At 61.8% G+C, this 25,617-nt stretch carries 26 protein-coding genes; 13 read left to right on the forward strand and 13 right to left on the reverse strand.

Going from position 1 to position 25,617, the window contains the following annotated elements:
- Window positions 1-141: 141 nt before the first annotated feature.
- From FFS35_RS16615 to FFS35_RS16660, 10 genes are read right to left on the reverse strand one after another with little or no spacing between them, the layout of a single operon-like run.
- A complete protein-coding gene (locus tag FFS35_RS16615; RefSeq protein WP_137788020.1) occupies window positions 142-1,032 on the reverse strand; it encodes an MBL fold metallo-hydrolase in 891 nt (296 codons plus the stop codon).
- A gap of 20 nt (window positions 1,033-1,052) precedes the next feature.
- Window positions 1,053-1,643, reverse strand: coding sequence for a DsbA family protein (locus FFS35_RS16620; protein WP_249341695.1), 591 nt, complete (start codon window positions 1,641-1,643; stop codon window positions 1,053-1,055).
- A gap of 53 nt (window positions 1,644-1,696) precedes the next feature.
- Window positions 1,697-2,323 (reverse strand): DsbA family protein, encoded by a 627-nt coding sequence (locus FFS35_RS16625; protein WP_031439442.1) that lies wholly within the window; start codon window positions 2,321-2,323, stop codon window positions 1,697-1,699.
- Window positions 2,320-3,096 carry a TlpA disulfide reductase family protein gene (locus FFS35_RS16630; RefSeq protein ID WP_249341696.1) on the reverse strand — a complete coding sequence of 259 codons (777 nt, stop codon included), beginning with the start codon at window positions 3,094-3,096 and terminating at the stop codon, window positions 2,320-2,322. The genes FFS35_RS16625 and FFS35_RS16630 overlap by 4 nt, the downstream gene beginning before the upstream one ends.
- Before the next feature lie 32 nt (window positions 3,097-3,128).
- The gene (locus FFS35_RS16635) at window positions 3,129-3,911 is read right to left on the reverse strand and encodes a sulfite exporter TauE/SafE family protein (RefSeq protein WP_031439443.1); all 783 of its coding nucleotides are present in this window, start codon (window positions 3,909-3,911) and stop codon (window positions 3,129-3,131) included.
- Entirely contained in the window at window positions 3,908-5,140 is a 1,233-nt protein-coding gene (locus FFS35_RS16640) for an FAD/NAD(P)-binding oxidoreductase (RefSeq protein WP_031439444.1), read from the reverse strand. The genes FFS35_RS16635 and FFS35_RS16640 overlap by 4 nt, the downstream gene beginning before the upstream one ends.
- Window positions 5,137-5,571, reverse strand: coding sequence for a TIGR01244 family sulfur transferase (locus FFS35_RS16645; RefSeq protein WP_137788022.1), 435 nt, complete (start codon window positions 5,569-5,571; stop codon window positions 5,137-5,139). The genes FFS35_RS16640 and FFS35_RS16645 overlap by 4 nt, the downstream gene beginning before the upstream one ends.
- Before the next feature lie 18 nt (window positions 5,572-5,589).
- Entirely contained in the window at window positions 5,590-6,015 is a 426-nt protein-coding gene (locus FFS35_RS16650; protein ID WP_137788023.1) for a DUF6691 family protein, read from the reverse strand.
- Entirely contained in the window at window positions 6,015-6,452 is a 438-nt protein-coding gene (locus tag FFS35_RS16655; RefSeq protein WP_171007659.1) for a YeeE/YedE family protein, read from the reverse strand. Before FFS35_RS16655 ends, FFS35_RS16650 begins: the two co-directional genes overlap by 1 nt.
- A complete protein-coding gene (locus tag FFS35_RS16660) occupies window positions 6,452-7,369 on the reverse strand; it encodes an MBL fold metallo-hydrolase (RefSeq protein WP_137788082.1) in 918 nt (305 codons plus the stop codon). Before FFS35_RS16660 ends, FFS35_RS16655 begins: the two co-directional genes overlap by 1 nt.
- A gap of 85 nt (window positions 7,370-7,454) precedes the next feature.
- On the opposite strand from FFS35_RS16660, the gene FFS35_RS16665 reads away from it, so the two are divergent.
- The 3 genes from FFS35_RS16665 (at window position 7,455) to FFS35_RS16675 (ending at window position 9,059) form a co-directional block, all read left to right on the forward strand.
- Window positions 7,455-8,078: a peroxiredoxin gene (locus FFS35_RS16665; RefSeq protein ID WP_137788024.1), complete on the forward strand. Its 624-nt coding sequence runs from the start codon at window positions 7,455-7,457 to the stop codon at window positions 8,076-8,078.
- Entirely contained in the window at window positions 8,075-8,485 is a 411-nt protein-coding gene (locus FFS35_RS16670) for a metalloregulator ArsR/SmtB family transcription factor (RefSeq protein WP_037529358.1), read from the forward strand. The genes FFS35_RS16665 and FFS35_RS16670 overlap by 4 nt, the downstream gene beginning before the upstream one ends.
- A gap of 70 nt (window positions 8,486-8,555) precedes the next feature.
- Window positions 8,556-9,059 carry a DsrE family protein gene (locus FFS35_RS16675; RefSeq protein ID WP_052149082.1) on the forward strand — a complete coding sequence of 168 codons (504 nt, stop codon included), beginning with the start codon at window positions 8,556-8,558 and terminating at the stop codon, window positions 9,057-9,059.
- Window positions 9,060-9,203: 144 nt separating this feature from the next.
- Here the strand turns inward: FFS35_RS16675 and FFS35_RS16680 are convergent, their stop codons facing one another.
- Window positions 9,204-10,547, reverse strand: a complete 1,344-nt coding sequence (locus tag FFS35_RS16680; RefSeq protein ID WP_137788025.1) for an IS1182 family transposase — start codon at window positions 10,545-10,547, stop codon at window positions 9,204-9,206.
- A 198-nt stretch (window positions 10,548-10,745) separates the two neighbouring features.
- Here FFS35_RS16680 and FFS35_RS16685 point away from each other — a divergent pair, with 198 nt between their 5' ends.
- The 10 genes from FFS35_RS16685 to FFS35_RS16735 all read left to right on the forward strand — a co-directional run bounded on the left by FFS35_RS16685 (window position 10,746) and on the right by FFS35_RS16735 (window position 23,298).
- Window positions 10,746-11,330 carry a recombinase family protein gene (locus tag FFS35_RS16685; protein ID WP_137788026.1) on the forward strand — a complete coding sequence of 195 codons (585 nt, stop codon included), beginning with the start codon at window positions 10,746-10,748 and terminating at the stop codon, window positions 11,328-11,330.
- A gap of 74 nt (window positions 11,331-11,404) precedes the next feature.
- Entirely contained in the window at window positions 11,405-12,079 is a 675-nt protein-coding gene (locus tag FFS35_RS16690; protein ID WP_137788027.1) for a response regulator transcription factor, read from the forward strand.
- Window positions 12,069-13,460 (forward strand): HAMP domain-containing sensor histidine kinase, encoded by a 1,392-nt coding sequence (locus tag FFS35_RS16695; protein ID WP_137788028.1) that lies wholly within the window; start codon window positions 12,069-12,071, stop codon window positions 13,458-13,460. The genes FFS35_RS16690 and FFS35_RS16695 overlap by 11 nt, the downstream gene beginning before the upstream one ends.
- Window positions 13,461-13,583: 123 nt before the next feature.
- On the forward strand, window positions 13,584-16,802 hold the full coding sequence (locus FFS35_RS16700) for an efflux RND transporter permease subunit (protein WP_171007660.1): 3,219 nt from the start codon (window positions 13,584-13,586) through the stop codon (window positions 16,800-16,802).
- Window positions 16,753-17,949 carry an efflux RND transporter periplasmic adaptor subunit gene (locus FFS35_RS16705; RefSeq protein ID WP_249341697.1) on the forward strand — a complete coding sequence of 399 codons (1,197 nt, stop codon included), beginning with the start codon at window positions 16,753-16,755 and terminating at the stop codon, window positions 17,947-17,949. The genes FFS35_RS16700 and FFS35_RS16705 overlap by 50 nt, the downstream gene beginning before the upstream one ends.
- The gene (locus FFS35_RS16710) at window positions 17,909-19,369 is read left to right on the forward strand and encodes an efflux transporter outer membrane subunit (protein ID WP_137788030.1); all 1,461 of its coding nucleotides are present in this window, start codon (window positions 17,909-17,911) and stop codon (window positions 19,367-19,369) included. Before FFS35_RS16705 ends, FFS35_RS16710 begins: the two co-directional genes overlap by 41 nt.
- A 548-nt stretch (window positions 19,370-19,917) precedes the next feature.
- Entirely contained in the window at window positions 19,918-20,757 is an 840-nt protein-coding gene (gene lgt / locus FFS35_RS16715; RefSeq protein ID WP_137788031.1) for a prolipoprotein diacylglyceryl transferase, read from the forward strand.
- Window positions 20,754-22,535: a chloride channel protein gene (locus tag FFS35_RS16720; protein ID WP_137788032.1), complete on the forward strand. Its 1,782-nt coding sequence runs from the start codon at window positions 20,754-20,756 to the stop codon at window positions 22,533-22,535. Before lgt ends, FFS35_RS16720 begins: the two co-directional genes overlap by 4 nt.
- Window positions 22,532-22,735, forward strand: coding sequence for a hypothetical protein (locus tag FFS35_RS16725; RefSeq protein WP_283214575.1), 204 nt, complete (start codon window positions 22,532-22,534; stop codon window positions 22,733-22,735). The genes FFS35_RS16720 and FFS35_RS16725 overlap by 4 nt, the downstream gene beginning before the upstream one ends.
- Before the next feature lie 305 nt (window positions 22,736-23,040).
- Window positions 23,041-23,298: a helix-turn-helix transcriptional regulator gene (locus FFS35_RS16735; protein WP_137788033.1), complete on the forward strand. Its 258-nt coding sequence runs from the start codon at window positions 23,041-23,043 to the stop codon at window positions 23,296-23,298.
- A 285-nt stretch (window positions 23,299-23,583) separates the two neighbouring features.
- On the opposite strand, the gene FFS35_RS16745 is transcribed toward FFS35_RS16735, so the two are convergent.
- Both FFS35_RS16745 and FFS35_RS16750 read right to left on the reverse strand, forming a co-directional pair.
- Window positions 23,584-23,874, reverse strand: coding sequence for a helix-turn-helix domain-containing protein (locus tag FFS35_RS16745; RefSeq protein ID WP_137788034.1), 291 nt, complete (start codon window positions 23,872-23,874; stop codon window positions 23,584-23,586).
- A 46-nt stretch (window positions 23,875-23,920) separates the two neighbouring features.
- Window positions 23,921-25,092, reverse strand: a protein-coding gene (locus tag FFS35_RS16750; protein ID WP_137788035.1) for an IS3 family transposase whose coding sequence is annotated in 2 segments (ribosomal slippage) — window positions 23,921-24,828 and window positions 24,828-25,092 — 1,173 coding nt in all. Because the reading frame shifts where the segments join, the coding sequence is not laid out codon by codon here.
- Between the last annotated feature and the right edge of the window lie 525 nt (window positions 25,093-25,617).

A 25,617-nucleotide genomic window follows, 5' to 3' on the forward strand; every position in this document is an offset into this window, starting at 1 on the left:
CGCCCTGTGCCACCTGCCGACCCATCATGTCCGTGACCCCCTGCCGCCTTGCAGGAGTGAATCACGCCCTCGTCACCATCGCAAGCAGCCATTTTTCAACAGTCTCGTTCGGTTGTGACACTTGAGACAGCGCGGACTGAGCTATGAAGCAGCAGGTCCAAACCGGTTCAGTGGCAACTTGAGAAACGCCGTCCCACATTCGTCGGCATCTGGCAGTCGGCCGCCACGTATGTTCACCTGAAGCGCGGTAAGCATCAGGTCGGGTAGTGGGAGCGATGCGTCGCGTTTCTCGCGGGTTGCGACGAACTCGGCTTCGTCGATGCCATCGTGAACATGGATGTTGTCGCGACGCTGATCGGCGACGGTCGAGTGACCGAGTACGTCCCGGCCATCCTTTCCATAGTCATGCCCGACATAGGTTGCGGTTTCGGGTGGCAGATCGAGGATGGCGCGAATCGAGCGCCACAACGCATGAGCATCACCACCCGGGAAGTCTGCCCGGCTTGTGCCGCTATCGGGGACCATAAGCGTGTCGTGAACGAACGCGGCGTCACCGACGACATAAGTGATCGAGGCGAGCGTATGGCCCGGGGACAGCATGACTTGAGCGTCTAGCGTACCGATCCGGAAACGCTCGCCATCCGCAAACAACCGGTCCCACTGGCTGCCGTCGACGGCGAGATCGGGCAGGCAGTAGATGTCCCGCCACAGCTTCTGCACTTCCACGATCTTGTTGCCGATCGCGGTTTTGCCACCGGTCTTGCCGGCGAGGTACGGAACGGCTGAGAAGTGATCGGCATGGGGGTGGGTGTCGAGCACCCATTCAACAGTCAGCCCCTTCTCACGTACATAGTCGAGGATTAGATCGGCGTTGCGGGTCGCGGTCGCACCGGCGCGCGGATCAAAATCCATGACCGGGTCGATGATCGCAGCCGTCTTCGTGGTCTCGTCGATGACAACATATTGGAAGCTGCCAGTGTGTTCGTCATGGAGCGACGCAACGGTCATGCCATCGTGCTCATACTCGATCATGTTTTCATCCTCTCGCTCTGTTAGCTTTCCGTCCGCGCCCGCGCGAACAACCGTTCAAAATCACCCGCTTCGATTGCGCCCATCACCAGCATGCGTCCGGCAAGAAAGCCCGGGGTGCCGGCCAAACCGATCGAATAGGCCTCTCGGCCGTTCGCCCGCAGGCGTGCCGCGACAGCCTGTCCATGCGCAGCAAGCCAGGTCGTCGCGCGCAGCCAGTCCCCGCCAGCGCCGGTGACAATGTCCCTGAGCATGTCGTCGTCGATCATACGACTGTCGGTCATCAGCTGGCGATGAACGGCTGGGTAGATGCCCTGTTCGGCACAGGCGAGTGCAACGCTCGCGGCGCGTTCGGACGGCGGACCGAAGATCGGCCAGTCCTTGTAGATAACCCGAACCTTGCCATCGTGTCGCACCGCCTCTTCCATTGCGGGGAAGGCGTGACGACAGGCCGGGCAACGATAATCGGTGAACACGGCAAGTCGCAGCGTTGCATTGGCAGGGCCGTATTCAGGCGAACCGCTGCCTGCCAGAATCTGGTCAGCGGTCGGACCAACGTCGCGACCGATCGGCGCTGTGCGTCGCAGCACCTGTCCGGCTGCCCAGCCAGTCACGACGACGGCTCCAAGCCCGACTGCCTGCCTGCGATTGAGCGGCTCTGGCATATTTAATGCACCTGAGGCTTGCTGCGCGCCGTTGCGACAAGCCGGCGTAGCGTCGGCAGATCAACCGCGCCGGCCACCACTTGCGAGCCGACGATCAGCGCAGGTGTTCCGTTGAACCCGATCGCTCGAGCGATAGCGTTGGTGCGTGCGAGAAGCGCATCGATTTCTGCGCCGCGCGTCTTCAGATCGCGTTGCAGACGTGGCCAGTCCATCTTTGCTTTCGCGGCAGCGGCCTTGATCCCGGCACTGTCGAGCCGTGCCGGCGAGGTCAGCAACGCCTCATGAAAGGCAGCATGCTTGCCCTGCCACTGGCTTGCGACCGCAGCCCGTGCGGCTTCCCGGGATGCAGGGCCAAAGATCGGCCAGTCACGATAGACGATCCGTACCTTCGGATCGGCCGCGACAAGCGCGTTCAGCACCGGCTCCATTCGCCGGCAATACGGGCAATTATAGTCGGAAAATTCAACGACGGTGACGTCATAGGCTTGGCCGACACGCTTCGGAGCGACGGGATCGTCGACGACCGCCTTACGCGACAGATCGGGTTGCTGCGCAACTGCTGGCACTGTCGGCACGGCGACGGTGAGCAACGCCAGAAAGCTGCGACAGAGAAGGTTGCGTCGGTTCATCGGTGTTTCCTTGCCATATCGATCCCATCGGCGAGGGCGGCGCGCGACAGCTCGCCGAACTGAAGCTGCATGATCGTGCCGTCCGCAGCGACGAAGGCGGTTGCGGGATAACCAGCCACCTCGAAGGCTTGAGAAAGCCTACGGGAAGGATCGAGCGCGACATTGTTCACGCCGATGCCTTCACGGGTAAGAAACCCGGTGACGATTGCTGGTGACTCACCCTGATCGGCGAGCAGGATCGGCACATCCCGATTGCGCGTTGCCGCGGCGTCGAGCATCGGCAGCTCGCGCCGGCACGGCCCGCACCATGTCGCCCATAGATTGACCACGAAGGGGCGGCCTCGGAAACGTGCAAGCGGGAGAGGAGCGCCGGACGGCGTCGTCAACGTTAAATGATAGGGGAAGGGGCCATAGGTCACGGGCGGGATAAGCGCCTGGAGCGTGAACCACAGGCCACCCGCTATTGCCAACGCCCCCCAGCCCACCGCCAAGGCGCGTGTTCGGCCAAGCTGGAAGGCCAGCGTTGCGGCAGCACCAACGATGCCGGCCATCGCAGAGAAGCCACCCTGCCAGACGGCGAAAATGGATAGCGGCGCTTCGACATAGCTTGCCCAATGTGCCGCGACATAGCCGATCCGCGCCGCCACCAGTCCAGCGACGATGGCACCGGTCGTAACCGTAGACACTTGCGGGAAGCGGAACCGCCCTGCCACGGTCGTGAGCCCCAGGAACACGGCGACGCACAGTACCGCCAATCCACGATCGACCGCCATCATAAGCGGTCCGATGGCAATCGCGCTTCCCATCAGAGAAACGCGCCGGCGCTCTTCCAGAGCATGTAAGCTGCCACGACGAAGATCAGCACCGCGAAGACGGTGGTAAGCGTTCCGCCCGAGCCAAGGCGCTTGGCGATGCGTGTGCCGATCAACCCGCCGACGACCCCGCCGCCAATGAAGACGAAGGCAAGCGGCCAGTCGACCAGCCCGGAGAATGCATAATTAGCAGCGGTCGTCAGGCCGAAGGCGGTGACAGCAATCAACGACGTGCCGACAGCGTTAAGGATCGGCATACCCGTCGATCCGATCAGGCCCGGAACGATCAGAAAGCCACCTCCGATGCCGAAGAACCCTGAGAACAAGCCCGTCCCAAGGCCGTAGCCCAGCACCTTGGGTGCCTTCTCCCGGTTGCATTCCGCACCGGGATTACCTGCATCACCCCGCCCGCGAAGCATCAGGACGCCGACGACGACCATGACGAGCGCGAACAGAAAGAGCAGCTTGCCGCCATCGACGGCTTTGCCGACGGTGGACCCTAGCAGCGCGCCGATGACGCCCGCTGTGGCATACAGGCCCCCGCACCGCCATTTTACGGTATGAGCCTTGGCATGGCCGATCAGACCGGTCGCGGCATTGGCTGCTACGGCAAACGCACTCGTGCCGATTGCAAGGTGCGCATCGGGTACGCGCACCAGATACACCATTAGCGGTACGGCGAGGATCGAGCCCCCGCCTCCTACAAGGCCAAGGGTAAATCCGACCAGGCTGCCCGAAAGGGTGCCAAGCAGATACTGGATCGGTTCGAGAGTCATGCTGCCTTGCCGATTTTATGCGGGGCGGCCATCCACTCGCGGCCCTTCAGCATGCCCTGCCAATAGATCGGGGGAAGCATCCGCTCCTTCAGGAACCAGGCGGCGCGCGTGGGTCGCGTTCCGTCCAGCAGCCAGGATGGGAAGCTGGGCAGCAGCTTTCCGCCATAGCCAAACTCGGCGAGGACGATCTTACCGCGTTCGACCGTGAGAGGGCATGAGCCGTAACCATTATAGTCGGCAACGGGGGGGCTGCCGTCGAGCGCGGCCAGCGCGTTGACCGCGACTACCGGCGCCTGGACGCGAGCAGCAGCGGCCGTCTTGGCGTTGCTGGTCCCAGCGGCATCGCCAAGGCCAAAGACGTTTTCAAATCGCTTGTGCCGCAGCGTAGTCTCGTCGACCTCGACAAAGCCGTTCGCGGCCGCGAGCGGGCTATTGGCGACGACGGCATGCGACACTTGGGGCGGAACGACGTGGAGCATGTCAAACGGGCGTTCGATCCTCTCGGAGACGCCGTCCTGCTTGCGCTCGAACGTGGCGACACGACGATCGGCGTCGACTGCGACAAGGTTGGATTCAAGCCTGAGATCGATGCCGTACTTCTCGACATATTCCATCAGCGCCGGGACGTAGGTCGGAATCCCGAACAGGGCGGCGCCGGCGTTGTGGAACTCAACATCGATCGCGGGGAGGACGCCGCAGCCTCGCCAGATATCACATGAGAGATACATGGCCTTTTGCGGTGCGCCGGCGCACTTGATCGGCATTGGTGGCTGCGAAAACAGCGCACGCCCCCGCTGCAATTCCTTGACGAGCCGATAGGTGTAGGGCGCCAGGTCATAGCGATAGTTTGAGGTGACACCGTTGCGGCCAAGGGCCTCTGGTAGCCCCTCGATCTTCTCCCACGCCAAGCGCAGCCCGGGCGCTACAATCAGGACGTGATAATCAATGGAGCTTCCGTCTCCGAGCTGGATCGCGTGGCGGTCGGGGTCGATGGTGATCGCGGGCAATCGTATCCACCGGACGCCCTTAGGCATCACATCGGCTTCGGCCTTCCGGGTTTGCTCGGGCGTGAAGACGCCGGCTCCGACCATCGTCCAACCAGGCTGGTAATAGTGGTCCGTGGCGGGATCGACGACCGCGATCGTCACCTTGGCGTTGCGCTTCAGAATGCTGGAGGCGGTCGCGATGCCGGCGGCACCGCCCCCAATGATGACGATGTCGTAGGTCATTGATCCACCCTCTCGGAACGGCGCTTCAGCGCAGGCGTCAGATCGGCAAGGTCGTACCCGGCTGCCTTTGCCTGGCCGATGATCGTCGCCGAATCGGCGCGATCGGCCTCGGCCAATGCCCACAATGTCGCCGCGCGCGTCCCGCTGCGGCAGAAGCCGAGCGTCGGCTGTGGCAGCGTGGCCAGCGCCTCCTTCATGCGATCCGCATCGGCGTCAGTCGCTTTGCCCGGTACGATTGGAACATGCGCAAACGCGAGACCGTGTTCGCTGGCCAATCGAGCCATTACTTCCGCGCTTGGCTGGCCCGCCTCCTCGCCGTCCGGGCGGCTTGAGATGATCGAGCGATATCCTGCCTGCGCGGCAGCGGCGAGGTCGGCTTGCGTCAGCTGGGGGGCGGCAGAGAAGGACGAGGTGATCTGCTTGAAAGCCATGTGATGTCTCCTGTCTGATCAGGCCGAACGGCGGGAAGTGAATGCAAAGCGGTGGACGGCAGCGCCGAGGGCCATTGCAGCGATGAAGATCAGTGCCGGCAGAGGCTGGATCGCCAGTGCGGCAATGGCAGGACCTGGGCACAATCCGACGATGCCCCAGCCTATGCCGAACAAGGCCGCACCGCCGATGAGGTGCCGGTCGATCGGCGAGGTGGCTGGCGTATAGAACTGTTCAGCCGCAATCGGGGTCGAGCGACGCCGCACGACAAACCATGCTATCGCCATCGGCAGGATAGCGCCTGCCATGACGAACGCCAGGGTTGGGTCCCACGCGCCGGTGACATCGAGGAACGCCCGTACGCGCGCCGGATCGATCATTCCGGAGACAACAAGGCCGGCGCCGAACAGCGTCCCGCTGGCGAGTGAAATGAGGTTCTGGCGCATCACTGTAGTACCCCGGACAGACGCATGATCGTGACCGTGACGACGCCGGTTGCCATGAACGTAGCGGTCGCGGCGATGGACCGGGGCGACAGGCGAGACAGGCCGCATACGCCGTGACCACTGGTGCACCCGGACCCGAGCCGTGTTCCGATACCGACGATCAGACCGGCGACGGCGATCAGCGAAAGCGATGTCGGAAAGCTGGCCTTCACGCCTAAGCTGGCTGCAACAATACCCGCGCCCAAAGGCAGACCTGCGGTGAAAAACAGCGCGATTGCCCATGGTGGGCCTCCAGCGGAAAGACCCAAAACCCTTGCGAACATGCCGCTGACTCCGGCGATGCGGCCGTTTCCGAGCAGCATGATCGCCGCGGCGACACCGATCATCAGCCCGCCGATGAAGCCTTCGAATGGCATGGCATGGGGAAAGCCCGGCATCACAGCGCATCCAGCGGAATCTTGAGGTAGCGGGTGCCGTTGACTTCCGGCTCCGGCAGATGACCACCGCGCATGTTCACCTGGATCGAGGGCAGGATGAGCTTGGGCATCGACAAGGTCGCGTCGCGACTGGTCCGCATTGCGACGAAGTCGTCTTCGCTGACCCCTTCATGGACATGGACGTTGCCGACACGCTGCGCGCCTAAAGTCGTTTCCCAGACATATTCGTCGCGCCCCACCGCCTTGTAGTCGTGGCAGAGGAACAGGCGCGTCTCGTCCGGCAGCTGCATGAGCCGGCGGATCGAGCGGAATAGCTGGCGTGCGTCGCCACCAGGAAAGTCCGCCCGCGCGGTGCCGTAATCGGGCATGAAGAGCGTATCCCCAGTGAAGACTGCGTCGCCAATGACATAGGCCATGTCCGCCGGCGTATGGCCGGGCACATGCAGCGCAATGGCGTCGATGTTGCCGATGGCAAAGCGGTCGCCGTCCTCGAACAGCCGGTCGAACTCGGAACCGTCGCGCTCGAAATCGGTGCCAGCGTTGAAGATTTTGCCAAATACGTTCTGGACCCGGATGATCTCACGACCGATCGCGAGCTGCCCGCCAAGCGCCTGTTGAAGATAGGGTGCCGCAGACAGGTGATCGGCATGTGCATGGGTTTCCAACAGCCAATCGACCGTCAGTCCCTGATCCCGCACGTAAGCGATCACTGCGTCCGCCGACGCAGTTTTGGTCCGGCCCGCCGCGGCGTCAAAATCGAGGACGCTGTCGACGATCGCAGCTTTTTTCGTCGCCGCGTCCCAAACGACGTAGGTCGCTGTGTTGGTGGGCTCACCAAAGAAGGACTGAACGACCGGCGATCCGGCCGTTTTTGCGCGTCTGATCTGGGCGTTGGCTTCGCTCAAAACCGGGTCCATGACCATCTCCGTTTAATCAATATCACGGTTTATGTAGTTGTGTAATCATATTGCGTCAACGGGGTGTTCGTGCCATTTGGGAGGAATGGAAATGATTGATGCGAACATGCCGCGCTCGCTGCGCATCGGGGATGCAGCCCCGAACTTCACCGCCCGCACCACGCAGGGCGAGATTGCGCTCGATCAGTATCGTGGGCGCTGGGTCGTGTTCTTCTCGCACCCTGCCGACTTCACGCCGGTTTGCACCAGCGAGTTTGTGGCCTTGGCCAAGGCGGCACCTCGCTTTGAAGAGTTGGATTGCGCGCTGCTAGGGCTGTCGGTCGACAGCCTCTACTCGCACGTGGCTTGGCTACGCGCGATCAAAGACGTCTTCGGTGTAGAGGTGCCATTTCCGGTAATCGAAGATCCCTCGATGGCGGTCGGGTATGCCTACGGCATGCTCGACGAGCAGGCCGGAGATGCCTCAACCGTGCGCGCGACTTACTTCATCGATCCTGAAGGCATCATCCGCGCGCTTAGCTGGTATCCGATGAATGTTGGTCGGTCTGTCGACGAGATGCTGCGCACGGTCAGGGCGTTGCGGCGCTCGGCCGATGGCGAGGCCTATACGCCTGCTGACTGGCAGCCGGGTGACGACGTGCTCCTGCCTCCTGCCTTGCCGGGGCACGCAGGCGCTGACTGGTTTCACCAAACGAAGGCTGACCGGTGACGGCGATTTACCAGTCCCGCGCGCTCGCCGACGTCGCAGTCGAGAAGCTGCGCGTGTTCGCGCAGCCTCAGCGGCTTATGATCCTGTCCTATCTCTTAGACGGCGAACGGCAGGTAGCGGACATTGAGGCCGCCACGGGCGTGACACAACCCGCGCTCAGCCAGCAGCTTGCCGAGCTACGGCGCGCCGAACTCGTTAAGACCAGACGTGAGGCCAAACAGGTTCACTACCGCCTTGCCGACGACGCAGCCGCATTGTGCGTGCGAACCCTGGAGGCGATGTTTGGAGCCGACGATCTGTCGGCCCCCCAAACAGCCCCCGCCCTCCGCCAAGTACGACCGCGCGAGACGCCCTCCGTGGTTCGACCGCAAAATATCGGTGCGGCCGTTTTTGCGAGAGTTGGCTGATCATTTTGACTGAAAAAGGAAAAAGCGGATGCGCATGCCAATCATTGCTGTTGCAGGATGCTTGTCACTCATGAGCAGCGTCAGTGCTTTAGCCAGCGTGCCCGGGCAGGCGGTGATAGCGGGATACGGCGCGATCACACCCATCGAAGGTGCTGCGGAACGGCCCGATCGCAAGTTGCGCTATCGCGTGCTGTTCAATGTGACCAAGGCCGCGGCAACGCCGGATAAGATCAATCCATCTCTGGAGAAGGTCGCCCGCTTCCTGAACCTGCTAGGCAACGACGGCGTTCGTCCAGAACAAGGCGATGTCGTCGTGATCGTCCACGGTCCGGCGACGCCCATCGTTACCGAAGATCGCGCCTATGCGATAAAGACGGGAGTAGCTGCGAACCCCAACCTTGCTTTGATTGAGGCGTTGAAGAAGGCGGGTGTGTCCGTTCGGGTATGCAGCCAAGCTCTTATTGGCAACAAGATCGACCCCGCTACGGTAGAAAAGAGTGTCGAGACCGACGTGTCTGCGCTGACTACTTTGGCGACGTTGCAGCTGCGTGGTTGGGCGCTGATCCCAGACTGATCGCGCCGATACGCTTCCTGCTTCATCATTCCAGTCGGTAACGCTGCCGGTGTCATAACCGGTCGAGGCTGTTGAAAAAGGGTGCGTGATCGGCGGCAAGGGCCGTTTGGGATGTTGGCCATGTTGCGAGAGCAGGCTGTCCGCTCAGACTGGCGCTGCCCGATTGCTCAGCAGCTGGAGGTTGTAGGCTGCGGCTGCCATGGTGAACTCCTCGGCGGCACCGGCGAGGCCTCGAAGCTTGAGAGATCTGAGCTTCAGGTTGCGTTTGAGGTGCCCAAATACGCGCTCGATGCGCTTTCGTCTCTGTCTCGCACGCGCATATTCTTCGGTTCCGGCGAGTGCGCGCACGTGGTCGCGCGCGTCCTCATTGACCAGCCGAGCAATGGCGCGCTGCCTGGCCGTGGTACATTGCTGCTTGAGTAGGCACCCGGAGCAATCGGCCGCGCGGCTGCGGTATCGACGAACCTGACTGGAGGGTACCGTACCACGGTAAGTGAGAGATTTGTCAGCCGGGCAGCGGTAGGCGTCGGCGTCAGGGTCGTAAGTAAACGCGTCGCGGGTGAAGAAGCCGTCCCGCTGGCGGGTGCGATCGATCACCGGGATGTACGGAGTAATGCTTTGCTTTACCAGCCAACCGAGCAGCGGGCCGCTGCCGTATGCCTTGTCCGCGGCGAGGCTTGAGGGCTGGATCCCGAGCTTGGCCTGAGCACGCGACAATAACGTCCGCGTGGCGGTCACCTCAGCGGAGAAACGCGCCGGTGTTGCCTCCACGTCGAGGATGCAATCGGTGTCGAGGTCGAGCAGCGGATTGATGGCATAGGCATAGCGTGCCGGGCCGTGTTTGCATGAAAGCGCCGCCTGCGGATCGGTTGGCGAGACGTACATGGGTTCGACGGGTGCTGGCTCATCGGGGTTGACTGGCAGCGCGGCGTCGAGAGCAGCGAGATACTCGGCAACAGGACGTGACACTGCATCGCCTGCACGCAGATCATCAGGTGCGGTTGCCCCCTTCAGCTTCTTCTCATGGCTGGCATCGGCCATGATCGTGCTGCCATCTACAGCCAGTTCGCGGCCTGCCACCAATCCAGCCGCGGCACAGCGGCTCACCACCTGTTCAAACAGCAGACGGTACAGGTCGCACTGACGAAAGCGGCCATGGCGGTTTTTGGAAAAGGTCGAATGGTCGGGCACCCGGTCAGGCAGATCGAGCCGGCAGAACCAGCGATAGGCCAGATTGAGATGCACCTCCTCGCACAGACGGCGTTCTGAGCGGATGCCGAACAAGTAGCCGACGAGCAGCATCCTGAGCATCAGCTCCGGATCAACCGAGGGGCGTCCAGTTGAACTGTAGCTGGCCGCCAGCGCTTCCCGAACGAAGCCGAAGTCGAGCAGCCCATCAATGCGCCGAAGCAGGTGGTCCGCAGGCACGTGCTCGTCGAGCCGGAAGCTGTAAAATAGCGCGCCTTGCGCCACCTGCTGACCCATCATGCCTGTGATACCCTGCTGCCTATGCCGCAGTGAATCACCACTTCCACCCTGTCGCAAGCGCGAGTTTTTCAACAGTCTCGATCGATTTTGATACGCGACCATTTGAGAACGTCTAGCAAGGTCTGGACGCGTATCAAAACACTTTCTCGAATGGAGGTGGTCGTGATAGTCGCGAGACATGAGTTTTGAGAACGGTTCATGCTGATTGGCTATGCGCGGGTCTCCACGTCCGAACAGGATCTGACGCCCCAGCTCGAAGCGTTGCGCAATGCCGGGTGTGAGCGAACTTTTTCCGACAAAGCGAGCGGAGCAAAGGCGAACCGCGCCGGCCTGGCTGAAGCGCTGTCGCACGCACGCGCTGGCGACGTGCTGGTGGTGTGGAAGCTCGACCGCCTCGGCCGAACGATGAAAGGCCTGGTCGATCTTGCGGCCGATCTGACCGATCGTGGTCTCGGACTTCGCTCAATTACTGACGGGATAGACACCGCTGGGACAGCGGGCAAGCTCGTCTTTCACATCCTGGCGGCAATGGCGGAGATGGAGCGCGACCTTAATCGCGAGCGCACCACCGCTGCGCTGATAATAGCCCGGCGGGAGGGCAGGGTAGGCGGTCGAAAAACGGTGATGACGCCCAAGCGGCTCGAGGCGGCGCGCAAACTCCTGGCTTCCGGCATGGCGATCAGGGAAATTGCACCGGCGATTGGCGTCTCGGTTCCGACACTCTACCGCCACTTCCCGGCGCCCACGCAGGAGGCGATCAACGCGGAAGGGCTGGACACGTAGTCTCAAACGCGCCCGGTAAAGTTAACGAGGATAATCGGCGAAATAGGCGCTCGAACGTAGGTGGAGGAATAGTCATGGCTCGTATTCTCGTCATTGAGGACGATCCCGATACAGCCGACCAAATCATCGACGCCTTGAGATCTCATGGACACAAGGTCGCTCATGTCGCCGACGGCCTGCTGGCTGTCGAACAGCTGCTTCGGGAGCCATTCGACCTTGCCACGCTGGACCGCATGTTGCCCGGGCTCGACGGCCTCGCCCTGGTTGCACTCCTGCGCGATCGGCGCTTGATGATACCCGTTTTGATGATCAGTGCGCTCAGTGATGTCGATGAGCGGATTGCTGGCCTGCGTGCCGGCGGTGACGATTACCTGATCAAACCTTTTGTACCTGATGAGATGGTGATGCGTGTGGAGGTCCTGTTACGTCGCCGCCAGGGCAGCGTCGACGCCGTACTCCAGTGCGGCAACATCGCCCTCGATATCGTCAGTCGCCAGGTGACTGTAGGCGGGGAGCCTGTGCGGCTTCTGCACATGGAGTTTCGACTGCTTGAACTCTTTTTGCGCCATGCCGGCGACACACTGAGCCGTCGAATTATTTTCGAGCAAGTCTGGGGGTATCATTTCGATCCTGGCCCAAATCTCATCAACGTTCACATCGCAAAACTTCGCAAGAAACTGGATCGCCCTGATCAACCATCGGCAATCACGACCGTAAAGGGCGAGGGATACCGTTTTGATGTCATTTGAGCGGCTTCGGTTTCACGAGATCCGCAAGACGAGCACATTCAGGCTAACCGCTCTGCTCGGCGTAGTTTTCGCGCTAGGTGTGGTCGCTTTACTCGCATTGATCTATGCGCTTTCCGCGCATGAGCTAACTGCGCGAACGGATCGCATCCTTCGATTGGAGGCGGCGCGCCTACAATCGGTATCAGCCGAGGCGCTACCGGACCGTATAAATGCCGAGATTCGACATAATGCCAGCGGGTTGACCCTGTTCGGCTTGCAGTCGCATGACGGCGAGCATGTCGCGGGCAACCTTCGCGTTGGGGCTGATCTGAGCTTCAATCGCCCTACAAATATTAGCGGGCAGCTTATGCATAATCCGCTGCGCGTTTTGGCGATCCGCGCTGCGACCGGAGAGATCATCCTGATCGGCCGCGATATTTCGCCAATCATCGATCTGCGGCACCGGATGCTTGGCATTCTGGTCTTCACCGGCGTCGCGATGGTGCTGTTGGTTTTTGGCGCCGGCTTCGTGTTGAGTCTTGCACCGCTGCGCCGCGTCCGTGATTTACAAGCAACGAGCCGCGAGATCGCCGCAGGGCGATTAGACCGGCGCATGCCTGTCAGTAAGCGCGGAGATGAACTCGATCTCTTCGCCGGTACGGTTAATGCAATGATTGAAGAGGTGGAACGTGTGGTCGCACAAGTGAAGGGCGTCACCGATGCTATTGCGCACGATCTGCGCACGCCTTTGGCGCATGTGCGCGGTCATCTGCAGCGTGCGATCACGATCGCTGACGGTAACACTCAGATGATCACACTTGCCAAGACGGCGACGGCGGATCTCGACGTGGTGCTTGATCGGTTTGCGGCATTACTGCGCATTTCCGAACTTGAGGCCCGCGGTCGCCATGCTGGATTTATTACTGTTTCAGTCGCGTCGCTGCTCACGGCAGCATATGATCTCTACGAGCCGCTCGCCGAAGATGCCGGCGTGCGGCTACACCGCCCCGACGGACCGGATGCAGCAATCACGTGCGACCCGAACCTACTGTTCGAGGCGATCAGCAATCTGGTCGATAATGGGATTAAGTTTACCGGCGTGGGCGGCGACGTCTGGCTGACGATTGATGTCGAAGCGGTACGTGTTGTCATCGGGGTCCGTGATAACGGCCCCGGTCTGGTGGCTGAGGAGCGACGGGCCGCGCTGCGGCGCTTCTACCGGGGTGTGGATACGGGCGGCATCCCTGGTAGCGGTCTCGGCCTCAGCGTGGTCGCAGCCATCGTTCACCTTCATGGCTTCGATCTGGAACTCGCTGACGGATCGCCGGGGTTGCTTGTCGCAATACGCTGTTCGGTTGATCTTGGGCAGACCTCGCCACAGCCGGCGATACCCGCGACCTGACGATGCACATGTCCCGGCTCCATCCGGGTCGCGACGCTCCCAGGTGAAATTCATTTAAGATGCGCTGCGGTGCAACAGCTTTAGATGGAGCCCCTCATTCCGTGGAAAGAGGGCCGGCGATCCGTGTTACAACTCGTCAAGCTTGCGCTCAGCAAGCCCTATACGTTTGTCGTCCTCGCTATCCTGATCGTGCTGTCCGGCTCGATCGCATGGGTACGCACGCCGACCGACATCTTCCCGGACATCAAGATCCCCGTGATCGCGGTGGTATGGACCTATCGTGGCCTGCCGCCCGAGGACATGGCCGGCCGCGTCGTGTACTATTACGAACGCCAGCTTTCGAGCACCGTCAACGACATCGACCATATCGAGAGCCAGTCGCTCAACGGCGTCGGCATCGTGAAGATCTTCTTCCAGCCTGGTGTTGATATCCGCACGGCGTCCGCACAGGTCACGGCGGCGTCGCAGACGGTGCTGAAGCAGATGCCGCCCGGTATCACCCCGCCGCAGATCCTCAACTACAACGCATCAACCGTGCCGATCCTTCAACTCGCGTTGTCGGCAAAGGATCTGTCCGAACAGAAGATTTACGATCTCGGCCAGAACTTCATCCGCCCCGCGCTCGCCTCGGTGCAGGGCGCGGCGATTCCGTCGCCGTATGGCGGCAAGGAACGCCAGATCCAGATCGACCTCGATCCGGGCGCGCTTCAGGCACGGCACCTGTCGGCGAGCGACGTCGGCGCCGCACTCGCCGCGCAGAACCAGATCGTGCCCGCGGGCACCACCAAGATCGGCGAGTACGAGTATAACGTCCGGCTGAACAACTCGCCGGAGGTTGTCGAGCAGCTCAACGACCTGCCCATCAAGACCGTTGATGGGGCGACCGTGACAATGCGCGATGTAGCGCACGTCCGAGACGGATCCCCGCCTCAGCGTAACGTGGTGCGCGTCGATGGCGGCCGCGCAGTGCTGATGACAGTACTAAAGTCGGGCGCCGCTTCCACTATCGCGATCGTCGATCAGGCCAAGGCCCTCCTACCGAAGATCCGGGAGACGCTGCCGCCATCGCTCAAGGTTCAGCCGCTGTCCGATCAGTCGCTGTTCGTGAAGGCGGCAGTGTCCGGCGTCATCAAGGAAGGCGTGATCGCCGCTGCGCTCACCTCGCTGATGATCCTGTTATTCCTCGGCTCGTGGCGCTCGACCGTCATTATTGCAGCCTCAATCCCGCTTGCCATCCTCGCAGCCGTGGCGGGGCTGGCGGCGGCAGGTCAAACGCTCAACATCATGACGCTTGGAGGGCTGGCGCTCGCGGTCGGCATCCTTGTCGACGATGCGACGGTAACGATCGAGAACATCAACTGGCATCTCGAACAGGGCAAGACCGTGCGTGATGCGATTCTCGACGGTGCCGAGCAGATCGTTGGCCCGGCGTTTGTGTCCTTGCTTTGCATCTGCATTGCCTTCCTGCCGATGTTCTTTCTGCCCGGTGTGGCGGGTTTCCTGTTCGCGCCGATGGCGATGGCAGTCGTATTCGCCATGATCGCCTCGTTCGTTCTGTCGCGAACGCTCGTCCCCACGATGGGCAACTATCTGCTGCGGCAGCACGCCTCCGAGCATACCGCTGAGGTCATGGCCAGCCACGACGCCAAGGCCGGACGCCCGAAAAGCCGCAACGTATTGCGCAGTTTTCAGAGCGGCTTCGAACATCGCTTCGAGAAGGTGCGCGGTTACTACGTCTCGCTGCTCGACTTCGCGCTCGCACGTCGGCGCGTTTTCGTGCCCGCCTTTATGGTCGTGGTGCTGCTCTCATTCCTGCTGGTGCCGATGTTGGGTCGCAACTTCTTCCCGACCATCGACGCGGGGCAGATCAACCTCCATGTCCGCGCGCCGATCGGTACGCGCATCGAGGAGACGGCGGCGATGTTCGACCATGTCGAGGATCGCATCCGCTCGGTCATCCCGCCCGACGAACTGGTGTCGATCGTGGACAACATCGGCATGCCGGTATCGGGCATCAACCGCGCCTATTCGAATACCGGCGGCGTTGGCCCGCAGGACGGCGACATTCTCGTCACGCTGTCGGAAGATCACAAGCCCACTGCAGGCTATGTTCGTGCGCTTCGCAAGGCCTTGCCCGATGCATTCCCCGGCTCGGTGTTCTCGTTCCTTCCGGCCGACATCATCAGCCAGATCCTCAACTTCGGCGCGCCTGCACCGATCGACGTGATGGTGACCGGCAACGACATCAAGGGCAGCAAGGCCTATGCGCAGGCGCTCGCCGAGAAGATGCAACATATCGCCGGCATCGCGGACGTGCGCGTCCAGCAAACCGAAACCTATCCCGAACTCGGCTTCGACGTGGACCGCGCGCAGGCCGATCGGGTCGGGATCACGGAAAACGACGTGACGCGGAGCATGGCCGTGAACCTTGCGGGCAGCTTCCAAGTCGCGCCGGCCTTCTGGCTTAACCCAAAGAACGGCGTTTCGTACCCGATCGTCGTGCAGACGCCGCAATACCGCACCGACAGCCTTTCGGCGCTCCAGAACCTGCCAATCACCGGATCGGGCGGCACGTATCAGCTGCTCGGCGCGCTCGGCACCCTCCACCGCGAGCCATCGCCTGCTGTGGTTACGCATTACGCGGTGCAACCGTCCTACGACGTCTATGCCACTACACAGGGGCGCGACCTCGGCGCGGTTGCCGCAGACATCCAGAAGGTGCTGGACGACGCAAAGGGCACGTTGCCCAAGGGCTCGAGCGTGAAGCTGCGTGGTCAGGTCGAGACGATGAACACTGCCTTCTCGGGCCTGATCTTCGGCCTGATCGGCGCGATTGTGCTGATCTACCTGCTGATTGTCGTCAACTTCCAGAGCTGGGTCGATCCAACGGTCATCATCTCCGCTTTGCCCGCCGCCCTCGCCGGGATCGTGTGGATGCTGTTCGCAACGCACACGCCGCTATCGGTGCCGGCGCTGACCGGTGCGATCATGTGCATGGGCGTGGCAACCGCAAACTCAGTGCTGGTGGTTAGCTTCGCGCGCGAACGCCTGGCAGCAACAGGCGATGCGCTCCTTGCCGCAGCAGAGGCGGGCGCAACCCGCTTCCGCCCGGTGCTGATGACTGCGCTCGCCATGATCATCGGCATGGCGCCGATGGCGCTCGGCTTGGGCGAAGGCGGCGAGCAGAACGCTCCGCTCGGCCGAGCCGTCATTGGCGGCCTGATCTGCGCCACGCTCGCCACGCTCGTCTTCGTCCCCGTCGTTTTCTCGATCGCGCACCGCAAAGAGCGGCGTGCAGCCACTGATCCTCATGCAACCGGAACTCTCGCTCATGCAGGCTGAACCGCTTCAGGCACCCGCTCCCAAAGGTCTTAAGGCTGCAGGTATCGTTGCTGTGGTGGCCGCCATCGGCGTGGTCGCAGCCGGCGCTGTAGTGCGCCGAGGCGATACGCATGAGGCACAGACCTGGTCGGATGCGCGCTCCGTACCAACCGTGCATCTGATCGCGGCCAAGGGGTCATCGGCAAGTGACGCGCTAACCTTGCCAGGCACGATGCAGGCGTGGAACGCCGCCAAGCTCTACGCCCGGGTCGGCGGCTATGTCAGCGCTTGGTACAAGGATATTGGCGCTGTCGTCGGTGCGGGATCTCCGCTTGGCAAGATCGACACGCCCGAACTCGATCAGCAGATCGTCTCGGCGCGCGCTGCCTTGGTCAGCGCTCAAGCCCATGCCAGCCTCGCCCGTAGCACCGCAGCGCGCTGGAATGACTTGCTTACTGATAATTCGGTGTCGAAGCAGGAAGCCGACGAGAAGAACGGCGATCTGGCGGTTCGCAACGCGGCAGTGCAGTCCGCGCGCGCCGATCTTGGTCGACTGCTCGCGCAGAAGGCGTTCTCGACCGTCCGGGCACCATTTGCAGGAACCGTGACATCGCGCAATTCTGACATCGGTGATCTCGTAGGTCCCGGCGCATCCGTGCAGCAGCCGATGTTTTCAGTCGCCGATACGCGCAAGATCCGCATCTACGTCAACGTGCCGCAGAATTACTCGGCGGGTATGACGCCAGGCCTTACCGCGACCCTGACCACGCCCGATTACCCGTCACGCAGCTTCAGCGCGCACGTTATCGGCAATTCAGGTGCGATCGCCCAGCAGACCGGCACCTTTCAGGTGCAGCTCATCGCTGACAATTCGGACGGCGCGCTAAAGCCAGGTGGCTACGCGCAGGTTAAATTCGACGTGCGCGGCCAAGGCAGCACGGTGCAAATCCCCTCCAGCGCGCTGATTTTCCGCGCGAAGGGAACGCAGGTCGCAACGGTAAGCGCGGACCGGCATGTCCACTTGCGCTCGATCAGCGTCGGGCGCGATCTCGGGCAAACTGTCGAAGTAACGTCAGGTCTTTCAGGATCGCAGCAGATCGTCGACAATCCGCCCGACTCGCTTGCCGATGGTGAACTGGTGCGCGTCGAGGATAAGACCCGTGGCTAACCGCGCGTTGTCTGCCCTGGCGCTACTGGTCACCACCGCCGGTTGCTCGTTTGCCCCAGCCTATCACCCGCCGGTTACCCCGACAGTCACGGCGTTCAAGGAAGCCGGCCCGTGGGAACCGGCGACCCCGGCCGACACCGCGCCGCGTGGCGACTGGTGGGCGGTGTTCAACGACCCTACGCTCGACGGCCTTGAGCGGAAAGTCGCGAGCGATAACCCGACATATGCCGGTGCACTTGCCCGCTACGATGCGGCGCGCGGCTTTCTCGGCCAGAGCCGCGCTGCCCTGCTGCCGCAGCTGGGTGTCGACGTCGACGTGACGCGCAATCGTCAGTCCGACAATCGCCCGCTTCGCGGTGCTAACCAGCCCGACGTTTACAGCGGTGATACGGTCGAGGCGAGCTTTGGCTACGAACTCGATTTATGGGGCCGTGTTCGCAACACGGTCGCCGCAGGCAAGGCCGAGGTGCAGGCCTCGGGCGATGATCTCGCCGCCATCCGGCTGAGCCTGCAGGCCGAACTCGCCACCGACTTCATGGCGTTGCGCGGCTATGACCGGCAAGCCGTATTGTTGTCGCAAACCGCGGATGCCTTCGCCAAGGCTGACCACCTGATCGCGCGGCGGTTCCAGGCCGGCATCGTCAGTGGCATCGAAACAAGCCGCTCTGGCGCGCAGCTCGCCGAGGCGCGCGCGCAGCTCGCCGACATTGCAGCGTCCCGCGCGCTGACCGAGCACGCCATCGCCAGTCTGGTCGGCACCCCCGCGTCCAACTTCACGATCGCGCCCGTCGCGACGGATTTCGACGTACCCGCAGTGCCGCTCGGCTTGTCCTCCACTCTGATCGAACGCCGCCCGGACGTTGCCGCTGCCGAACGTCGTGTCGCGTCCGCCAACGCCGAGATTGGCGTTGCCAAGGCAGCGTTTTTCCCTGCAATTCGGCTCGGTGCGAGCGGAGGCTTCCAGAACACCGGACTGCCCGGCCTGTTCTCGGCACCCAACGAGATCTGGTCGATCGGGCCGAGCGCGGTGCTCAACCTGTTCGATGGCGGCCGCAGGCGTGCCGAACTCGCCGTAGCGCGTGCGCGCTGGGCGAGCGCCAGCGCGGAGTATCGGAGTACGGTGCTCTCGGCGTTCCAGCAGGTCGAAGACAATCTCGCGCTGCTTCACCATCTTGGGGATGAAGCCGCAGCCCAGGACCAAGCCGTTCGGCAGGCTGCAATCACCGAACGGCTTTCGCTCAATCGCTACAGCAAGGGCGCAGTGACCTATCTCGAGGTGTTCACCGCCCAGACGACCGCATTGCAAGCCCGACGTACTGCGCTGGATCTAGACACGCGGCGTCTGCAGGCCAGCATTCGGCTTATCCGCGCATTAGGCGGTGGATGGCGCGAGTCTGAAGCAATCGCAACAGCGCGGTGAGTATCGACCGACTGTTTTCTGGCGAGGAGAAACTGACGCCCACCCGCAGCGATGAAAGGTAATTTCAGTGATTATGCTATCTTTGGCCCTAGCCCTCTCTTCTCCGGATCCAGCAAAAGCCCCGCGTTGTTTGTATACGGGGTGGAGCACGGTCTGCAGCAAATCACGCACTTCAGAGCCGGCGAAGCACTGCGCAGCAACGTCTTCCGGGGGAACCTGCCCAACGTCGCCAAAGAACAAGGTTAACGAGCCGGAGCCAAATCAGCGCAGCAACGACGATCGCTCGCGATCAGGCAATGCGTTGAAGGGACGGATCTGACCGGCATAGTGATCTGCAATGCCCGGACTCCTGCCAGGCGCCGGCTTCCCGGCTTAACGGTCAGCCAGAACTTTGATTGTCTTCATCATGTTCTCCTTGGATAAACATTGACTATCCCGGGCATCGGGCGGTCGCCCCAAGTCGTTTTGCCACTTTTGTATGGTTTGAACCACGGGAGAGAATAGCGGCTCGAAAGCATCACTTAACAGAATTTGGAAAGCCGGCCGAGATGCACCATGTCCAATTCGCCGATCTCGGCCTGCACCCCATAGCCCTATCGCTCGGCCCGCTCGATCTACGCTGGTATTCGCTCGCCTACATCGCGGGCATCATCGTGGGCTGGCGGTACCTGTTGCGGCTGCTCGCGCAACCGGCCGCTCCGATGAACCGGGCGCAAGCCGATGATCTGGTATTCTACTCCACTCTTGGTGTTATCTTGGGTGGCCGTCTCGGATATGTGATCTTCTATGGCCCCGAGATGATCCTTCACCCGCTGCAAATCTTCAAGCTGTGGGATGGGGGCATGTCGTTCCACGGCGGCGCGGCCGGCGTGTCGCTCGCACTGATCTTGTTCGCACGACGACACGGACTCGATTGGTTGCGGGTTCACGACTATGTGGCCTGCACGGTGCCGCTCGGCCTGTTCTTCGGACGTCTCGCCAATTTCGTGAATGGCGAGCTGTGGGGCAAGCCCGCCGATTTGCCGTGGGCGATCGTGTTCCCCGGAAGTCATGACGGTCTGGCCCGCCATCCCAGCCAGCTCTACGAAGCCGGGCTGGAAGGGGTGGCCCTGTTTGCGGTGCTCGCCTTCTTGTTCTGGTTCACTAACGCGCGCCGCAAGCCTGGTATGCTCGTCGGGGTGTTTTTGATCGGCTATGGCCTGGCACGGTTCGCGGTCGAGTTTTTCCGAGAACCTGACGCCCAGCTTGTCGCGTTCGCCGTGCGAACCGGCCTCCACATGGGTCAGTGGCTGACTCTGCCGATGTTCATCGGCGGCATCTACCTGATCGTTACCGCCCGACGTCGCGAGCGTCGCCCGGAAACACCTGCTGCCATCGCGCCGCTATGACGGATGGACGGCGTATCATCGCCGCGCAGATCATCTCTCGCCGTCGCGCTCGCGTGCTGGCGCGCGATTTCCGGGGATGGCTTCGCGCGAGCGAAGCATCTTTCATTGTGCTGGCGATCGGCATCGGCGCTGCGGCCGGTCTGCTTAGCGTAGTTCTGGGTGCACTCGCACGCACCCTGCAACACCTGCTGTTCGCGCTGCCTCCGAACACGCGGTTGAGCGGCGTCGCCGAACTCGGGCTGGCGAGCCTGATCGTGCTGCCGCTGGGCGGCGTGATCTTTACGGCATTTGGCTACGCGACCCGCGCCCGAAAGCGCCGCCTCATCGATGCCGTGGAGGCAAACGCCCTTCATGGCGGGCGTATGTCGCTGCTGGATAGCTTGGTTATTTCAGGTCAGACCGTACTCTCCAACGGGTTCGGAGCCTCCGTTGGTCTTGAAGCCGCATACGCGCAGATGGGTGGTGCCGTTGCGTCGGTGCTTGGGGGTTGGCTGAAGCTTCGTCGCGCCGATCAACGCACGCTGGTCGGCGCCGGCGCGGGCGCGGCTATCGCCGCTGCGTTCGGCGCGCCCCTGGCCGGGGCGTTCTACGCCTTCGAGATCGTCATCGGAACCTACACGCCCTCGGCGATAGCCCCTGTTGCCGCTGCGGCACTGGCGGGTGCGCTCGTCGCACAAACCTTCGGGCAGCAACCCTATCTGATCGACGTGGCATCGAACGCCTCGGTCGAGACGCACCATTACCTGATCTACGCCGGGCTGGGCGCGATTTGCGCGCTGATGGGCATTGCCTTGATGCGTGCCGTCGCGCTGGTCGAGAGCGCATCCCGGCGAACGGGGATGCCGGAATGGTTGCGCCCCGCGCTCGGGGGCCTGCTGCTGATTCCAATTGCAATGGTGTCGCCACAAGTCCTGTCGGCCGGACATGACGCGCTTCATGCCGATCTGGCGCTCGGGGCGTCACTGGGGTTCATCCTGCTCGTACTGCTCGCCAAAAGTGCCGCGTCGATCGTGTCGCTCGGGTTCGGGTTCAGGGGCGGACTGTTCTTCGCATCGCTGTTCTTAGGAACGCTGATCGGGCATCTGTTCGCCGACACCCTGACACTGCTGGTCGGGCATCCCGTTATCGACACTCATAACGCGGCGCTGATCGGCATGGCAGCGTTCGCGGTCGCTGTCGTGGGTGGCCCGATGACCATGGCGATGCTGGTCCTGCAAGCGACGCATGATTTTCCGCTGACGGGCGCCGTGATCGCCGCCTCACTCGTGTCCTCGACGATCGTGCGCGAGCTGTTCGGCTATTCGTTCTCGACGTGGCGGCTCCACCTGCGTGGAGAGACGATCAAGAGCGCGCGCGACGTCGGATGGGTCAAAACCCTCACTGCGGGCAGAATGATGCGAAAGGAAACGCGCCCCACGCCCGCCTCCATGTCGATAGCGGAGTTCCGGCGCACCTTCCCGTTAGGCTCAACCAGCAGGGTTGTGCTGTCCGACGCGAAAGATGCCTATGCTGGGATCGTCGTCGTGCCAGCCGCCTATGCAGAAGGGCTCGATCCGAATGCCGCAGTCACCACGCTCGCGACGGGGCGTGAAATCGTACTTACGCCGGAAATGGACATTGCCGCTGTGATGGCACGTTTCGATGAAGCGCGGACCGACGAATTGGCGGTGCTGTCTGCTGAATGCCATGTGCTCGGAATCCTTTCCGAAACTTACGTCCGGCGACGCTACGCGGAAGAACTCGAAAAGGCGCAACGCGAGCTGTTCGGTGAACGCTGAGCACCCCTGATCCGGCGAAGCGGTTCGCAAAATTGGATCGAAACGGCAGTGGCATGCTCGACAAGTCGGAGATCGATGCGATGCTCTCCCGTCGCTTCAAGCGCCTTGATGCGAACGGGGATGGCGTGGCGAGTTCGACAGAACGGGCAAGCGCGCGCGCCAAGAGCATCAACGCTGTGGGCGACGAAACGGAATCCTGATGCTGGACCGACCGGGATGGGCATAGGAACAAGGGCGCTTCAGCGATCAGGACCCAGACTCGAGTTTGCTCGAGCGCGTCGACCGCGGCGAGCCGGCTGCAACGCGAATGCTGGTCGCAGCGAAGCTTCCCCGCATGAACGATTTTGTCTCAAGACACTGTTCGATCGATACGGAACTCCCGGAATGGGCGTCACCATCACGGCATTAAGCTTAATTTAGGTGCTAACAGGGCCGGTTCGGTATAAGGTACGCGCGAGAACACGGCCCCCCCGGCAGTGGCCGTACCCGATACGAGATATATTCAATGCCCAAATGTCTCCACTTAGAGGAGATCACACAGCCGGCCGCGGTCCTGTTTGGAATACGGCTGAAGAAGCGTCGTAAGGAACTCGGTCTTACGCAGGCTCAGCTCTTCGAGCGAACGGGGATCGCGCCGGGCTACCTTTCCTATATCGAGAACGGCCGCGCAAACCCTACGATCGACATGATGGTAAAGCTCGCCGAAACAGTCGGCTTGGAGCTTTGGGATATGCTACGTCCCGAGCCGGAACAGGGTGCCTGATAAAAAGCATCCAATATGAAGGTTTTAAGACAACCTTTTTTCGTTGCCGATGTGCCGGGACATATTTAGAAACATTCGCAATTAGCGGCGCTGACGAAAGACGCCCGTCTGGGAGGTCGAGTCCTAGGAACCTGGTGGGGAACCGAGGGAGTTGGTGTGGCGGTTAGCTTAGAATGGCGGTCCCTTGTTGCGGACCGCATCAGAGCGTTACTTAGGGCAAGAGGTCTATCCGCTCAGGATCTGGTCGAGAAGGTTTCGCTCCCCCCGAAGCAAATTGATGCGATCCTAGAGGCTCGACCTGTCCGGGTCCGCTCCCGAGACCTCGACCTGATCGCTGCTGTCCTCGGCACCGCTGCCTACGTTCTTTTTCTGCCGGTTGACGCGCCGATCGAGGTCATACCGTTCGAGATAGTTGAAAAGGGTGGATCGCCCCACTCCTAGTGCCTTCGCGACGTCTGTCGTCGTCGCGCCGGGTTCGTTCAGTTTCGCGCGAATCTCCGGCAGCTTGTCCGGACTAAGGATGCGTTTCCGGCCAGCCTGCGCCATTTCAGGCGGATGTGTCTTGATGCCGTGCATGTGCCGGTAGTGTGGCCTGCCCCCGTCGAGTGAACCGGGTTTATTGTTAGTGGATTATGCTCGCCGCTGCCATATCCGGGCGGAGGTGGAGCGAAGCGGAACTGGAGGCCGGATATGGCGGTGAGGCCGTTTCCGGGGCCGGTGGTCGGTAGCCAAGGCTGCTGTGCGGGCGGACGGTGTTGTAATGCCGACGCCAGGCTTCGATCAGCACCTTCGCCTCGGCGAGGCTGTAGAAGATCTCGCCATTGAGCAGTTCGTCGCGCAGCGACCCGTTGAAGCTCTCATTATAGCCATTCTCCCACGGTGATCCCGGTGCGATGTAGAGCGTCTTCACGCCGATCTGGCCGAGCCATTTCTGCACCGCGTTGGCGATAAACTCAGGCCCATTATCCGACCGTATGTGCGCCGGTGGCCCCCGTGTGACGAACAGATCCGCTAAGGCTGCCAGCACATCCTCATGTCGAAGCTGACGTGCCACGACCAACGCCAGACATTCCCGGCTGGCCTCGTCGATGATGGTGAGGATGCGGAACTTGCGACCAGCATGCGTGCGGCTTTCGACGAAGTCGTACGCCCACACATGTCCCGGATACTCAGGCCGCAGCCGGATACACGATCCATCGTTGAGCCACAGGCGCCCACGCTTCGGCTGACGTTGCGGGACCTTAAGCCCCTCACGCCGCCAGATCCGCTCGACCCGCTTATGGTTCACGCTCCACCCAGCGTGGCACAGCAATGCTGTCACCCGGCGATAGCCGTAGCGACCGTATTGCTTCGCCAGCGCGATAATGTCCTCGCTCAGCGCCTGCTCATCATCCGCCCCGCGCGGAACCTTACGCTGCGTCGATCGATGCTGGCCCAGCACCCGGCAGATCCGTCGCTCGGACACCGGGAGCTCTCGTTGCACATGATCGATACAGCGTCGTCGCCGCGCAGGGCTTAGAAGTTTCCCCGGGCAGCCTCCTGCAAGATCAGCTTGTCCAGCGTCAGGTCCGAGATCGCCCGGCGCAGCCGAAGGTTCTCCTTCTCCAAATCCTTCATCCGCCGCGCCTGGTCGGTCTTCAGCCCACCATATTCCTTGCGCCAGCGATAATAAGTCTGCTCGCTGACCGCGATCCGCCGACACGCTTCGGCCGTCGATGACCCCTGTGCCAGCACGATCTCAACTTCACGCAGCTTCCCGATAATCTCTTCCGGATTGTGCTTCTTGGCAGGCATTCGTCGTCCCTTTCGTGGTCCAGACTATCATAGTCTCTGGGCCACTCAGCGGGGGGCAGATCAATGTCAGGTGCCGTACGTTTCAGCTCGTCATAGTTGCCCGCATCCGGTATGATGACGAGATTACGATCTATGGGCTGAGAGGGCGCGAGACGCTCTGGCGTTTTGTTGTAAGTCGGTTGTATCGCCATGATCATGTCTCCGCGCGTTACGCCGAATGCCGAGCGTGACACTTGAGATCGTCGAGACCGCTCCTTAGGTCCAACACGCAAATCTGTTCGTTCCGATCTTTCAACGAGATGGTTGCAGAGCTTCGATAGCGTGTTCGTCGCGTTCTCATCCGAGAGACATGAGCCTTATGTCGTTTTGAGGAGCAAATTCGTGCGAGCCGATCTGAATATGAGATTAGAATAATCGTAATCTTTGATTGGTCTGACTGATCGCCTGCTCTCATAGTGAGCATAAGGGGATCCGGCGTGACCCGCAAAAAACCCAGAATCGTGTTCGGCATTGACACTGCCGTCG

This window comes from Sphingomonas sp. 3P27F8, assembly GCF_005502745.1.
Lineage (GTDB): Bacteria > Pseudomonadota > Alphaproteobacteria > Sphingomonadales > Sphingomonadaceae > Sphingomonas.